Source organism: Gimesia sp. (assembly GCF_048260065.1).
Classification (GTDB): Bacteria; Planctomycetota; Planctomycetia; order Planctomycetales; family Planctomycetaceae; genus Gimesia.
The window spans coordinates 269,206-283,346 of sequence record NZ_JBLXHC010000005.1 but is presented as its reverse complement, the minus strand read 5'-3'; the positions used below and the strand labels follow the sequence as shown (position 1 = coordinate 283,346).

12 protein-coding genes are annotated in these 14,141 nt (G+C 52.6%); 5 read left to right on the top strand and 7 right to left on the bottom strand.

Going from position 1 to position 14,141, the window contains the following annotated elements:
• Positions 1-84: 84 nt before the first annotated feature.
• The gene (locus tag ACN0YN_RS11890; RefSeq protein WP_417385222.1) at positions 85-3,438 is read right to left on the bottom strand and encodes a M56 family metallopeptidase; all 3,354 of its coding nucleotides are present in this window, start codon (positions 3,436-3,438) and stop codon (positions 85-87) included.
• Positions 3,425-3,817 carry a BlaI/MecI/CopY family transcriptional regulator gene (locus ACN0YN_RS11885; RefSeq protein ID WP_417385221.1) on the bottom strand — a complete coding sequence of 131 codons (393 nt, stop codon included), beginning with the start codon at positions 3,815-3,817 and terminating at the stop codon, positions 3,425-3,427. Before ACN0YN_RS11885 ends, ACN0YN_RS11890 begins: the two co-directional genes overlap by 14 nt.
• A 311-nt stretch (positions 3,818-4,128) precedes the next feature.
• Here ACN0YN_RS11885 and ACN0YN_RS11880 point away from each other — a divergent pair, with 311 nt between their 5' ends.
• Together ACN0YN_RS11880 and ACN0YN_RS11875 are read left to right on the top strand one after the other, a co-directional pair.
• Entirely contained in the window at positions 4,129-4,671 is a 543-nt protein-coding gene (locus tag ACN0YN_RS11880; protein ID WP_417385220.1) for a DUF2617 family protein, read from the top strand.
• Between the two features lie 47 nt (positions 4,672-4,718).
• Positions 4,719-5,411: a hypothetical protein gene (locus tag ACN0YN_RS11875; RefSeq protein ID WP_417385219.1), complete on the top strand. Its 693-nt coding sequence runs from the start codon at positions 4,719-4,721 to the stop codon at positions 5,409-5,411.
• 30 nt (positions 5,412-5,441) lie between these two features.
• On the opposite strand, the gene ACN0YN_RS11870 is transcribed toward ACN0YN_RS11875, so the two are convergent.
• Positions 5,442-6,206: a CPBP family intramembrane glutamic endopeptidase gene (locus ACN0YN_RS11870; RefSeq protein ID WP_417385218.1), complete on the bottom strand. Its 765-nt coding sequence runs from the start codon at positions 6,204-6,206 to the stop codon at positions 5,442-5,444.
• Complete coding sequence (locus ACN0YN_RS11865; protein WP_417385217.1) at positions 6,203-7,486, bottom strand: HD-GYP domain-containing protein; 1,284 nt, start codon at positions 7,484-7,486, stop codon at positions 6,203-6,205. The genes ACN0YN_RS11870 and ACN0YN_RS11865 overlap by 4 nt, the downstream gene beginning before the upstream one ends.
• 519 nt (positions 7,487-8,005) lie before the next feature.
• Between ACN0YN_RS11865 and ACN0YN_RS11860 the strand changes: the two genes are divergently transcribed.
• Positions 8,006-8,941, top strand: a complete 936-nt coding sequence (locus tag ACN0YN_RS11860) for a serine O-acetyltransferase (protein WP_417385216.1) — start codon at positions 8,006-8,008, stop codon at positions 8,939-8,941.
• A 152-nt stretch (positions 8,942-9,093) separates the two neighbouring features.
• On the opposite strand, the gene ACN0YN_RS11855 is transcribed toward ACN0YN_RS11860, so the two are convergent.
• From ACN0YN_RS11855 to ACN0YN_RS11845, 3 genes are all read right to left on the bottom strand, one after another.
• On the bottom strand, positions 9,094-9,933 hold the full coding sequence (locus ACN0YN_RS11855) for an FHA domain-containing protein (protein ID WP_417385215.1): 840 nt from the start codon (positions 9,931-9,933) through the stop codon (positions 9,094-9,096).
• Positions 9,934-10,303: 370 nt separating this feature from the next.
• Positions 10,304-11,401, bottom strand: a complete 1,098-nt coding sequence (locus ACN0YN_RS11850; RefSeq protein WP_417385213.1) for a hypothetical protein — start codon at positions 11,399-11,401, stop codon at positions 10,304-10,306.
• 50 nt (positions 11,402-11,451) lie between these two features.
• Entirely contained in the window at positions 11,452-11,634 is a 183-nt protein-coding gene (locus tag ACN0YN_RS11845) for a hypothetical protein (protein WP_417385212.1), read from the bottom strand.
• Between ACN0YN_RS11845 and bioD the strand changes: the two genes are divergently transcribed.
• Positions 11,619-12,344, top strand: a complete 726-nt coding sequence (gene bioD / locus ACN0YN_RS11840; RefSeq protein ID WP_417385211.1) for a dethiobiotin synthase — start codon at positions 11,619-11,621, stop codon at positions 12,342-12,344. The two genes, ACN0YN_RS11845 and bioD, sit on opposite strands and share 16 nt — an antisense overlap.
• Positions 12,345-12,463: 119 nt before the next feature.
• A complete protein-coding gene (locus ACN0YN_RS11835; protein WP_417385210.1) occupies positions 12,464-14,122 on the top strand; it encodes a hypothetical protein in 1,659 nt (552 codons plus the stop codon).
• Positions 14,123-14,141 lie beyond the last annotated feature (19 nt).

The following is a 14,141-nucleotide window of genomic DNA, read 5'->3' as shown; positions in this document are numbered from 1 at the left end:
AATTTGATCGGATCGCTGTTTAAACAATGGTACCGGGATCAACTACGGATCGGGCAGATGCCATTCCTGTTCTGAAGAATGAGGTTACTGAGGATCTCGATATGCTGGCACTTCAGCGGACGCTGTGAGAATAGTCGGCGTCACCAGCATGAAACAACGTTTGGGCTGTTTCTGATAAGACAGTTCGGCCTGCTTCACGAATTGATCAAACTGGAATGAACTTCGATCTCTCGAAAGTTGATCGGTAATATCCACCAGCAATGATTGCCCCCGGGGAATCGTAGCGTTTTCGACATGGGAGAGCGCGTCCAGAGCGTTCCTGGCGTTGATCAGATAGGAAAGCCTGATCCGCTGATTTTTCAACAGCTCCGATCGCAGTTGAAGTAACGATTTCGACTTCTGATCAGGCACGAGTAAATCAGGCAGACTGATTTCGCATGACTGACCATTGAATAATCTCAATTTCGCAGACATTTTGTATTCCATGTCATCCACACTGGAAGACATCTTCAGCAGCAGTTTTGTCTCTGGTGCATTCAGCAGAACTCCCTCATCCAGTGTTACCGACTTCAATTTCTGCCATAACTCGCGCGTCAGGGGAGAAGCAAACTGGTCTATTTTTTTAAGTTCGGCATTCAGATAATCGGCCGTGACCAGTTCGAGCGAGAGAACAACCTGCCGATCCTGGGCATCCCTGAGCTTCACCAGCAGATTTTTGATCTGATTGTGAGTTGCCCGACTGGCACGAATGAGCAGCGACCGTTTTTCGGGATACGGCCTGATATCGCAACCGGTCTTACGTGGATCTCCCCATGCTTCCGGCGTGACATTCTGTTTGATCAATTCAATCAGAGGTTGAAATCGAGAGTGATGTGATTTCGCAAGCGGATTCTCCTTTTTCCCCTGATCACTGGGAATTGGCATCACCAGATCTTTTACCGGATAAGACTCGGTCACCAACTGTGTTTCAAAATTTACCTCAGCCAGCCGTATCTCTCCCATGAGTCCCGCTTCGCTCTTCACGCCTGCCCCTTGCATCACCTGCTCCGCTCCTTCCGCTCTGGCCCGGTCCACCTGAAACAATGCTAACAGGACGTTAGGGGAATCCGCTTCCTGCTGCAGGCCCAGCCCTTCTACCAGCAGCACCTCTCCCGGCTTCAACAGTCTCGCATCTTGGAACTGCCATTCCGTGATCACGGGAAACTCGATCTCTCCTTTCAGCCCGGATTCAGGATGATTCAGCTTCTGTTTTTTCAGGCCGGCATACTCAGAACTGATAATCTGATAATCCAGCATGCCTCGATTATGAATCCCCTTTCCAGTGGAAAAGGTCACGCGCAGATCCAGGCCAACATCATAATTTTTCACGGAAAATGACTGACCGGCACCGCGAAACTCCGGTTCCAGTTCGTGGCGTTTTTTTGTTTCCAGCTGCACCGTCTGGCCGTCGATAAATCGAACTTGCGGTGCCGACAAAGTCTGCGTGCCTGTTGATGACCGTATGAGTCGCTGCACTTCCCTCACACGCTGTTCATCAAGGATTTCGCAGATCAGGGAAGGATGACTGATCGTTTCCGGCCCGATCAATTCCGGCTGCTCTCCGGCAGCAGCGTCACTGACTACAGCCGTTTTCTCAGCCTGGTAGACCTTCACCCGCGTTCGTTCTGAACTGATTTTGTCCAGCAGACCGCGAGGCACAGAGATAAATTTCGCCGTCAGCACAAAGGGTGTTATCTCTTCCCGGGACAGTTCATCCAGTGCCTGCAAAACCAGTTTGTGATAACGTTCATCTTTTGCCCACACAATCAGTCGACCATTCCGGATGCAACTGCCACCATAGGACACCATATGGTATTGCTTGCGGTCGTCTATGAGGGGGATCTGGTGGGTTCCAAAATAAACGGGGACGGAAGTACTGTATTCGGGCCGTTCATTGGCAGCAGCGAACTCTTTGAGCAGCTTGATCCGGGCATTCAGTTTTTCTGTCAGAAACGCTTCGGCCCGCATCGGCCTCATGTTCTTACTGGTCTTCTCCAGCAGTTCCTGAATGGGATAAACGCGGATGCAGGCAATACGCGAAATCCAGTCCCGCATATCAATCTCAGCAGAGAGGTAAGGCAAATCCGTCGAATACCTGCGACTGAAGTGGTTGTCACCCATTATCACCGGTTTGAGCGGATCATAAAAAGGAAGGGCCTGGATTCCGTCTATGTTCTGTTTTCGATGGTTCTGGCCCGGTTTTTCCTCGGTGATTTGCTTCACGTCGGTATTGGCATCTGCGGCATTCACCACAAACGCTGCTCCCGGCAGCACCACTGCTGCCAGCATTACAAAAATCATCCAGCACCACCATGGGGTACGCTTCTGACATCCTTGTCCGAGTCGCATGATTCGCTCCAGTCGTTTTGAAGTAATTTCCACCGGACGCACGCCCGGCACTACGGGGACGGTTTTTAATGTCTGTTTCAATTCCAGAATTTCCAGCAGGCAGGAGGCATACTGCCTGGGATCGCAGTTCAGTTCCGCGAGGACTTCTTCATCGCAGCACTGTTCGATTTCGAATTTCAACCGACGCCCCGTAAACCAGACCAGTGGATGAAACCACCACACCACCGATGCCAGCAGTTGCAGCAGTCCAATCCATAAATCGCCTCGGCGGATGTGAATCAGCTCGTGCGCCAGCACCGGCTCCAGTTCTGCCAGTGAGCGCCCCTCTAAAATTGCTGACGGAAGAATAATCGTCGGACGCAGCAAACCGATCACCGCCGGTCCCATGCGACTGGTGGTAATCAGCAGCCGCACACTGCGTTTCAGTTTGAGATCCGCACTCAAGCGCGTTAATAATCGGTTCAACTCCGGATGTTTTTGCTCCCCCGCTCTGCGCAGAATATGCCAGCAACGCAGGTAACGGACCAGCATGACCGTCGCGATCAGCAGGCCCACAGTTATCCAGATCAGCACGCCGACCTCTTTCAGGGAATAGCGAACCGGTGGCTGCACGATCTGTTCTGTAACTGCTGGTTTCACGGGAATCACAGCCGATTCGACAGCTGCTGGAGCCTGCCGGGCTGTTTCGTTTTCATGAATCGTCACTTTGAAATCCGCAGTCGCTTCCACATCGGAGAGTTTTCCCACGTCTTCTCCGGTCAGCAGAGGCAGGGGCGCGCTCTGCGTGAGCAACTCCGGTTCTGGCGGTGACAGATCGGTTGAAACTTCGGCAGGCAGTCCCGTTTGAATCCAGCAGAACAGACCGGTATGACTGCTCCAGACAGGGGGCGTAATAAATTTCAGCAGCACGATCAGCCAGAGCAGGCAGGTCAGATGCGAACGTCTGAAGCGACCCAGCCGACAGATCAGCCAGACGCTGAGGACCAGAACCGAACACTGCCAGAACTGCTGCCACACCAGTGCGAACGGGGAAACATCAATCGTCTGCATCACGTTCCTCCGTCAACTGGTCCAGTAAAGACTTCAACGCATCCAGGTCCGCACGACTCACCTGGCGATCTTCAATCAGATGCTGCATCAGCGGGAAGGTCTCGCCGGCAAACAGCCGGTCGACCAGATCATCGACAGTTTCCCGAATCACGGTGCGGGGTTTGATGCGTGGCGAATACACGCGGGTGCGCCCGTCGAGCTTGACGTTCACATATCCCTTTTTCTCCAGCCGGCGCAGATAGGTCTGAACGGTGGTGAAATCGATCCCACGCGATTCGGGAAACGATTCAAACACTTCGCGCACCGTTGCGTGTTTCAGTTCCCATAAGGCACGGGCCACTTCCATTTCGCCTTTGGATAATGCGGGGCGTTCTGTCATCTCTGCTCCTTCAAGTACAACTGTAATTGTGAAAGTTTAATTACATTTGTAATTGAGTCAATCGCAGTCAGAACGATTTTGATTTTTTTCGCGAACCGAATCCCTCCCAAAGTCAATTGCAAAACCGGCGTTCTGGAAAATAGAAAGGGAGTTTGAAAATCTGGCCAAAGCTTGTTTGGAATTGGTCTCGGGATCGCTTAGAATCAGGGGATGATTTCAGAAATGAGTCGATTCTGCCTGCAGGATCGCGCGACAATCTGTGATCATAAGTATTTACGAGATACCAATTTCCATTTATTGGATTCACGATAATGAATGTCCGATCCGCCAGACCGAAGGTTAATGATCTGATCTTTCGCTTGATAGGGCGTTCGATTCACCCGGAACTTTATACCACCTGCGCCACGGCAGAAATCAGACAGAAGAATTTCTCCGCGGTATTGAAAGTGTGTGAGACCGGGCATATCGCCTGTATTGAGCATAAAGGGAAAACCGTTTGTGAGATCCTGACATCGTTTCAGAATCCACTCCCCAGCCAGAAACGTTTACTGGAAAAGCCGGTGCGGGGTTGCCGTTCTGATTCCGTGCAGGTCGAATCGGGCCTGTATTATCAGGTCAGCTATCAACTGGAAGAACTGGATTACACCATCTTCAAAAACGTCCATGAAGAATATCTGATGGATGCACAGCGTGCTGACCTGGCGTATCAGTTTGTTTCCGAAAGCCGCCTGACACCCGGCGCCTTGAGCATCATCGACTTTGAAGCAAACAAATCCAGTTTGCTGATCCATGCGTTTCATACCTTTCCGGATGAACTGGCTGTGGTAAAAACGCAATCACTGTTTGAGTTTTAAGAGCAGCTATTTTTGATCAACGTCATGGAAGACGGGAAACCGAAATCATGACCGACTATTTCAAATTCTCGATACGAACATTCGTCCTCAGCAGCTGTCTGCTGGTGCTGGCGGGGCTCCAGTCTTCAACCGCGCTCGCCGCACGACCGATTTCCGTTTCCCGCTATCACACGCCGTATTCTTCTTCTGTCTACAGGCACTATCCACGATACTCAACGTACCGCTATTCTGTCGGCTACCCGCGTTCCTATTCGTACTACCGTTCGTCATTCTACGGATATGGTGCCCGGCGTTATAACTATCGGTACCGGCCTTACGCCGCGGTCGCCGGCTATCGCTATTACCGTCCCGGCTATTATGGCATCAACCACTATCCCGCCGGCGTCGGCTACACCTGGGCAGGCAGTTCGTTTTATCCCCGCCCCTTCTGTAACGCCTGGTATTCCTACTCGTCCTGTTACTGTTCGCCTTACTCGGGGAATGTCATCTCGAATTACGTCCCCTATTATGGGAACTACACGCCATACCTCGGCAGTTACGCACCGCTCTGGGGCGGTTATCTGCCTTATGACGGATCTTACTTCGCTGCTCCCGGGTCCTACTTTGGATACGCCAATTCGGGATTTTACGGCTACTACTGCGGCGTCTGGCCTTATCGCCCGACATTGTACGGCAGTATTGTGTTTCAGTCCGGCTGGAACACCGGCTACGGACGAGGCAGCTACTATAGTTTCTGGTAAGCTCTGAACTGCTGCGGTGAGAGTCAGCGGTCACACAGTCGTTTCGAGCATCACGCCGACAATAATATCGTAGGTGGCGTGCGCACCGACCGTGATTCCAAAACCGCGCAGAAAGAACAGGCCGGCAAAAAACAGACCGGCGACCGTGCGAAACGTAAAGCTGAACACCGAGAATTGATCTCCTGAAGCGCCCACATAATGCGCCAGGGAAAAAATCAGGCTGGTTGAGATGATCGCCAGAATCGCAGAAGGCCGGACCTCCAGCAGCATGCCACGAAAGATCAGGTAACAGATCGGCAGTAACAGCAGGCGGAACATCACTTCTTCATAGACGCCGGCCCCCACAAAACTGACGACCCGTGTCGCGGACTCGCGTTCGATGAACATCAGCGTGGGTGAAGGCAACTGCTGGAAAACCAGATCCTGCACCTGCCCTAAGACAATCAGGCAAAAGGCAAACAGCAGGCTTTCCGCAAACATCCCGATTAATGTTTCGCCCGAGATCTTCCACGGATGCTTGCAGAAGATATGCCACAGCAACAGCGTTACGACGATCAGCGCAGGCAGCAGAAAAGTCTGCGTGAAACCCAGCTGCGATAGCCAGCTGCGCATCCAGTAATCGGCTCCGTTACGCAGCAGTTCGGGCTGATTGCCGCCCATGGAAAGCACGCCCCACTCGTAGATCAGCAGCAACGGTGCCAGAAACACCAGACAGACCAGAGGCTGTCGTGCTTCGCGCCAGTAACTGCTCTCGGTGAGAGCCAGCTCGCTTTGCGAGTTGTTTTTTTGCGTCATGACTTGGAATGGTTTTCAGTCAGGTTAGCGGACTCGGTAGTAGAAGATTCGATCGAAAAATGTGGCGGAGGGATCGACTCGTGCGCATCATCCCTTCGCTGCTGCTGAAATCGCTTGAGCGTGAACGGGTCGTTATGCCGATCGGCTTCGATCAGCGTTTCCAGCAGGCTTTCATCCAATGCAGACAGAAATTGATCGACAACCGTCTCATCCCATTCACCGCGTCGGGCCTCTCGGAAAAGCTGCAGCGCCGCGGCAAATGCGACTTCTTCGCGTTCGTACGTCCGGATGCCGTCCGCCGTCAGTTCACGTTCAATATTCTTCAGTTCCAGAAAACGACAGACCACCGCCAGCCGACGCGAATATTCACCCAACGCAGAAGTATGCAGGCCCCGCGGGTAACCGGTTCCATCCAGGCGCTCATGATGTTGTGAGATGACTTCCGTCAGGTAGGAGTCGCCCGGGAATCCCCGCAACCCGCCCAGCAACGCCGCACCGAGCGCCGGGTGTCCCTGCTCGATTTCAGACTGATCGGTTTTTGATTTCTCAGCACGTGTATTCTTTCGCGACTTGATCATCAGCCAGCCCAGGTCATGTAACAGCCCGGCGATCATTAACAGTTCACAGCTTTCCTGCCAGGCAGTGATCTTGCGACTGACGAAATAGGTGAGTCGTGCGGTTTCCAGCCCCCGCAGGTACGCGGACAGTTCGGCATCCTGTAACTGTGCACCAATCCGATCCTGAATATCATCCAGTGAAGCGAACAGGAATTCGCCCGGCTGATGCAGGTGCACGTCATCATTTTTGATTTTGCGTATCAGGTTCAGCAGCAGATTCGGACAGCAGTACGTTTTCGTCCAGACATCCTGCGTCGCCAGTTTTAACTGTTTGACATAATGTTCTGTTGTCTGAGTCAGCAGCAGCTGCTGTCGGATATACCGCTGTTCCTCGCGCAGGTAATCCAGAATGCGCGTCAGGATTGGTTCCTGTGCCTGCGAAACGGAATGGGTCGGGTGTGTATCCAGGTAAAGTCGACAGCGGAGCAGAATCACCTGGACACGAGCCTGCAGTTGCGTCAGAACTTTCAGCTGCGGCGCGATCTTTAATTCCTGATTCTGCTGATTCAACTCGCGATAGGAAATCCGCAACCGGCGGAAGGCGTCGGAATCAGTGGCCAACAGCTCCGCATCGTCCGCGCAGGATCGCAGCAAAGTCCAGTCGTCGCGCTCCTGTCGAACAGGAGGCGTCAGCCAGCGCAGCAGTCTGGTAGAATTCGTCACGATTCATCCCTGTCGGAAAAAGCTCTGCACAGCAGTGACGGGAAGCCGACAGACCGGGTCCCTCACTCTGCTTTCTATCGGCGTATTGCCGGGGAGGGATTGAACGGATTGAGGAAATTCAGGTTGGGTAAACTGTTCGCTCATTTTTTCTCTATCCCATTCATGAGATAGCACTTAGATTTATTTCTCCGTGACAACACACCACTGAAGCTGAACAGAACCCGACCTGATTCTGGTAGACTGTCACAAGCATGAAACCTGTATTCCCTGCGAGGGCTGTAAGGAATATGAGAATTTCTCAATTTCCAGTCATTCAGACGCCGATTTGAAATTAGAGAAGGCATTTTTTCGTTGTCTACTTGTAGACTTTTTGTCGGCAAGCATAGAATTCAGGAAAGATGCCTGTCAGCTGAGGCAATTTACAGAACTTATTCCGATCGAGAATTGTCTTGATCACAGGCTCTGACCACAGATCACAGCTTTAACACCCATTACCAGATGACAAGCAGGAAAATTCTCATGGCTACGGATTTCCGGCAAAAAGAGCGGCTCCCCGAACTGACAGATCGTATCGTCGAAACCTATCATGAAATTGGGACGATTCATCATTTAGGCCATTGCCCGCTTCCCAGCCAGGACGCCGTCATTGAAGCGGCACAGGAACTGAAAGACGTCATTTTCCCCGGCTACAGCCGCCGTCAGAATCTGCATCTGGGCAACGTCACTTATCATGTGGGAAACATCATCGATTCCCTGCACGATATCCTGACCCTGCAAATCGGTCGCGCGTTACGGCACCAGCATGTCCAGAGACATGGCGCCGACTGCGAGAAACTCAACCAGATCGATTTCGAAGCCGTTGGACAGCAGAAAACGATCCAGTTTCTGGAGACCATCCCGGAAATCCGCCGCGCACTGGCTACCGACGTACAGGCAGCGTTAGACGGCGACCCGGCTGCGACCTGCTTTGATGAAATCATCTTCTGCTATCCCGGACTGGAAGCAATTACGATCTATCGGATCGCCCATGAATTGTACAAACTGGAAGTCCCCATTATCCCGCGTATGCTGTCGGAATGGGCTCATGCACAGACGGGGATCGATATTCACCCGGGTGCCACCATCGGCCATTCCTTCTTCATTGACCACGGTACCGGGGTTGTGATTGGGGAAACCTGTGAGATCGCAGAAAACGTGAAAGTCTATCAGGGGGTCACTCTGGGGGCATTGAGCTTCCCGAAAGACTCAGAAGGCCGCATCATTCGCGAACAGAAACGGCATCCCACCATCGAAAAAGGGGTGGTGATTTACGCCAATGCCACGATTCTGGGAGGCGACACGGTAATTGGCCAGGACGCCGTCATCGGCGCGAGTGTCTCACTGATGAAAAGCGTGCTGCCGAACACGATTGTCACCATCGAAAAACCATCGCTCCGGTTTCGCGAAGCGTCCTGATACCACAGCAGAACTCAAGCTGTTTACAGGCAACTCAACTTAAGTGAGTTGCCTTTCTTTTTACCCGTAATAGTGCATGACAGGCGTAAAAAAATCCTGTGTGAATCAGAGGTCTGATTGCACACAGGATAAAAGAATGTATCTGATTCAGATCAGGCAATCGCCCGCTGAGGACCGCTTTCTTCATCGCGATCCCGGTTGATCGATCCGACGTGGTCCAGTGTCCGGTCCAGTTGTGAAGCCAGTTTCTCCTGGGTTTCCAGTAAAGAGGCAGCAGCGACTTCGTATTGCTTTTCGCGGCTGGATAACTGATCGGCTCGCTGATGCAGTTCTTCCGAGAACCGTGTCAGTTCCTGCATCATGTTTTCGAGATCTGCCAGCAGCACCAGTTGTTCCTGCTCAGAAAGCGACTCCTGCTGGAATTCCTGTTCTTCCTGTTCCTCGTTCAACTGATGAAGCTGAGACAGCAGGGCAGCGGCACCCTGTTCCCGACGTGATTCGTATTTCTCAATCAGGTGAAAATCCTGTTCAATCAGATCAACAAGTTCGGACGCAGACAGGTCCTTCAGAGTAGTTTCTTTGGTCATAAAGTGATCTCTTTTTTTATCTGGGGTGATTGGTGCGCTCGTCTGAAGCGGCGAGCCAGATAAGCCAGCGGTGGAAATGCTCGTTGCTGTATGTGGTCTGGACTGACAAAACACAAATTCGATGGGCCCGATCGTAATCAGATCCCCATCGGACAGTTCTGAGGTGCGAAGCGGAATCCCGTTCAATAACAGTTGAGGTTGAGAAACGATGGCTTCGATCCGGGCCACATCTTCTTCGACATGAATCACGGAATGCAGGATCGGCATCTCTCGACCGGTGACCTGAAGACCACAGCAGGAACCTGCTCCAATCGTCAGGCGGCCACCTGTCACAGGCCGCACGGGAAAACTGGTTTTTCCCTTCTTGATTTCCAGTGAATACCGGGGCGAAGATTCGATGACCACAGCCTTATCAACCTCGTGTTGAGACAGGAACGTTTTAATTCCTCAGTACCCTGATTTACAGGGCCACATAACACTGAATCGACCGTCTGTTGAGGACAGCATGAGAAAACGTTCCAGTTACTTTATCATCAAAATACACTGATGATTATCAGAGCGTTAACAGCCAAAGTCTGCATAAATTAGAGAATATAGGAAACCAAAAACCACAGCCACCACTGTCAAACTGGCAAAGCCACGTTGAGTTTTCCTGTCAAAGGCTTTATAGATCCTTGTTAATAAAGGAAACACCTCAGACGCCGTTCTCATCACGCTTCTGAACCGATCTACAGACACTGGAGACCCGCAGTACCAATCCGTTCAGCGCGGGAAATCAGTCGATTTTATTGCCGGGCAGCTTCCGTTCTGTTGGCGGCGGTAGATCAGGTTCGGGAGCAGCCGGCTGGGACGGAGGCGGCTTGTAACCTTCGCAGGTCAGCTTCAGATTCCCCCCCAGAGGGACTCGAAATTCAGAACCGCTGTCCAAAGCAGTCCAGCCCGCCATCACATCTTTCTGATCCGCATATTCCCGTGCCACCAGGTAGGTATCGTAGCTGTCTGACCAGACTCGAAAATTCAGATAAAAGAGCTGCGGATTGATCTTCTGCAGTTCCTGACGAAATAGCGCCGATGATCTCCGCAGACGTTCTGAAGTATCGCCGCGCCCATCGCGTAATTCGAGCACAAGGTAAGGCACTCCGCCCACCGGTTTCAGTTTGATGCGCCAGTCACGATTGCCGACATTCTTGTTTTCGAACACGTTGACCAGTTTGTCGCAATCGATGGCCTGCTCCGGCGCGGTCACGAGCCGACTCTGAGCGATCGCCGTCAAAGCCAGGTTCTGCAGCAGGGGAATATCAACCCGCATGATTCGACCGTGGCGGCAGACATAATCGATGGCCCGGGCTTCTTTGGGAGCGTCGCGCGGATTAGGCAGATTCACGATTTTGGCATTCGGCGTCGGCCCCGGGTCCGGAGTTTTCGCCAGCTTCGCTTTGATGTCTGCCAGCTCTGTCTCTTTGGTGACAATACTCTCTTCGAGTGATTTCACCTGCTTGTCGCGCTCGTCGATCTCTTTCTTCAGTTTCTCGATATTGACCTGGATCTCTTTTAATTTCTCCAGCTCTTTCTTCAGTTTTTCTGCCAGTTTCTTCTGCTCTTCCGGATTGACCGACGTTTTATCGGCAGTCAATTCTTTCACAGTCTCCAGCTGCTCTTTCTCGAGCTTCAGCAATTCGTCGAGCTCTGTCACCTTCTCTTCAGCGCGTTTCATATCCTCTTCGTCGATCGCGCTGGTGATACGATTGACGGCTTCTCCCACGCCCAGCTGAGTGACGGTCAGCATGATCACGAGGATCCCTACCACGTTGGTCATCGTATCCAGCAGAGAATCCAGGCTTGCACCGCCGGAAGAACTTTTTTTACGTTTCATGACTCGATCTGAATTCTAGTGCAACTTCGTCGATTTGCCCGTTATGAGGTTCAATAACAGCGTACGTCGCAGATGCCAGCTTTTTCAGGCCTCAGCACGGCTGCAGAACACGCTTCACTCTGTATAATCATAAAAGCGATACCGCCCTGATCGCAAGCAGAGACAAACAGTTGTTCCGTAAAAGTGATAATTGCCTGCATGGCTTGAGGAATGGAATGTGGACGTTTTTTCATTAAATATCCCCGGATTGATGGTCGTGGGCACCGATACGGATGTCGGCAAGACTTATATCACCGCTGCCATTGCCCGCCAGCTGGTGGCAGAAGGTGTGCAGACCGGCGTTTACAAACCTGCGTGCAGCGGCAGCGTGCGGGACGAAAATACCGGAGCCTGTCACTGGCCGGATGTCGAACAGCTGTCCGATGCCATTCAATCGGCTGTTCCGGTGGAGCGAATCTGCCCGCAACGCTTTCACGCCCCCCTGGCGCCCCCTGTCGCTGCTGCCAGTGAAGGTCAACAGATCAACGAGGGACTCCTGCGGGCAGGGGCACAGTGGTGGCAGGATCAGGCAGACTTCCTGCTGGTCGAAGGCGTGGGAGGCGTGCTCTGCCCCCTTTCCGAAAACATGCTGATCGTCGACTTCGCAGCACAACTGCAGCTCCCTCTGCTGATTGTCGCCCGCGCGGGACTGGGGACGATCAATCACAGTCTGCTGACGATTGAAGCCTTACAGCAGCGGGGCCTCTCCATCGCGGGACTGATCCTGAATGATGTGGATCCTGAACTCAGCGATGAATCCCGTCAGACGAACGCTTCCCAGATTCAACAATGGACAAGCGTGCCGGTTTTGTCTTTTGTCCCCTTTGAATGGCGGTCGAACTTGCTTCACTACCAGACACAGGCCAGAATAGACTGGATACAATTAGCACAGGATTCCCGCTGAATCGTCTTCCCGTGTACCAGATTTCCCAGTCTGCTCGCCGGATCCCGCCCGCGGACGCTCCAGCGCCGGTCCTGCCTCTACTACAGCCAAAACTAATCACAAACCAACCGGAGCAATGGATGAGTATTGAAGTGAATTGCCCCTCTTGCGGAGGCTCCATCCAGATCGAAGCCGTCTCAGAAATCGTTGCCTGCCCTTTATGCGAGAAGTATCTGCAGGTTGACCCCGAATCGAATGAGCCGGTTCTGGTTTCAGAAGAAGATCTGGAAGAGAATGCGGACACCATGGAAGCAGTCGATTCCGAATCGGCCGACGAGGCAGGCGAACCACAGGAAAGGCAGTCCACACTCCCCGAAGTCGGAATTGCGGCGTCGGAGGATTCAGGCGTCTCAGAAGACGAAACCGATTCTGCCTCCCCGTTCTCATTTCTGCCCGGAGCCGTCGACAATAAAAACGGCAAGAAACAATCCGAACGACCGGTGACCAATTTCTCTTTTCTTCCCGGCGGTAGCGATGAAACCGAAACGGCATCAGAAACAGAGTCCGACACAGCAAAACCGGACGTTGCAGAAACGGAAGCAGAAGTAACAGCGGCAGAGACGGAAGAAGAAGCGACCGCTGAAACCGAAGTATCAGAAGAAACAGCCGAATCCACAGAGACAGAAGACATCGTCGCAGAATCAACGACGACAGATTCCGAAGTGGAAGAGGCGGCAACAGACGAGGCGACCGCGGAAGCATCTGACGAAACGGAACCTGCTGCCGAAACAGAGCCCGCTGAAGAAGCAGCAGAAAACGAAACCGACGACCTGGAATCGTCCACTGCCGACGAGACAGAACAACCCGTTGAAGCCGCAAGTGAAGAAGCGGCTGCCGAATCAACCGACACGGAAACCACCACAGCTACGGACACGTCAATACCGGCCTCGGCTTCTCAAGAGCCGGCAACTCCGGTTGCGCCCCCCACCTACCGCAAAGGTAAAGTGGTCTCCAAACAGTTATTCACGCTGACACTGACCTATGCCATCGCAGTCACCGCCATGCTCGCGATGCTGTTGTATGCGAAATACAAGGGAGACCCGCATCAGCTGGAAAGTCTGCCCGATCTGAAACCTCCCGTCAAAAATGATGAGATCGCGCTGCAGCTGATCCCCGAAAACGCGACACTGCCTGCCGGCCATGTCCTGCAACTGGGTGGCCCGGGCCGACGCTTTGGGAATGTTCTGGTGACGCCACTGCGGGTCACACGGGGTCCTCTCGAATTTGAACATTACACAGGCGATACCAGCCTGACGCGCGAACCAACGGGAGACGTGCTCAAGCTCTACCTGAAATTCGAAAATGTCTCAGACGATCAGACCTTCGAACCCCTCGATCAGAAACTGCTGCTCACCAGGGTCTCCGGTAAGACCGACGAAGCGAAGATGCGTGCCAACAATTTTCTGAGCAGCCTGGATCAGAAACAGACCGACGGTAATCGGGTGCTGGTCTATGACATGCCCCCCTCCTGGGAATGGAACCTGAAAGGGCAGAATATCAACCAGGAAAAGAAGCCACAGGAACTGAAGCCTGGTGAAAGTTTCGAAACCTATGTCGCAACGAACGAGCAGGGCATTGACGATTTAAAAGGGGAACTGGTCTGGCGTCTGCAGATTCGCAAAGGTTACAACCCCAAATCACATCGGGGCGTGACGACTCTGATTGAAGTCGTGTTTAACAGCAGTCAGATTCAGTCTGAGATGGTTTCCGGAAGTAAAGAAGCACAGCCGACAACCTGATGGAACTGCCGGCGACTTC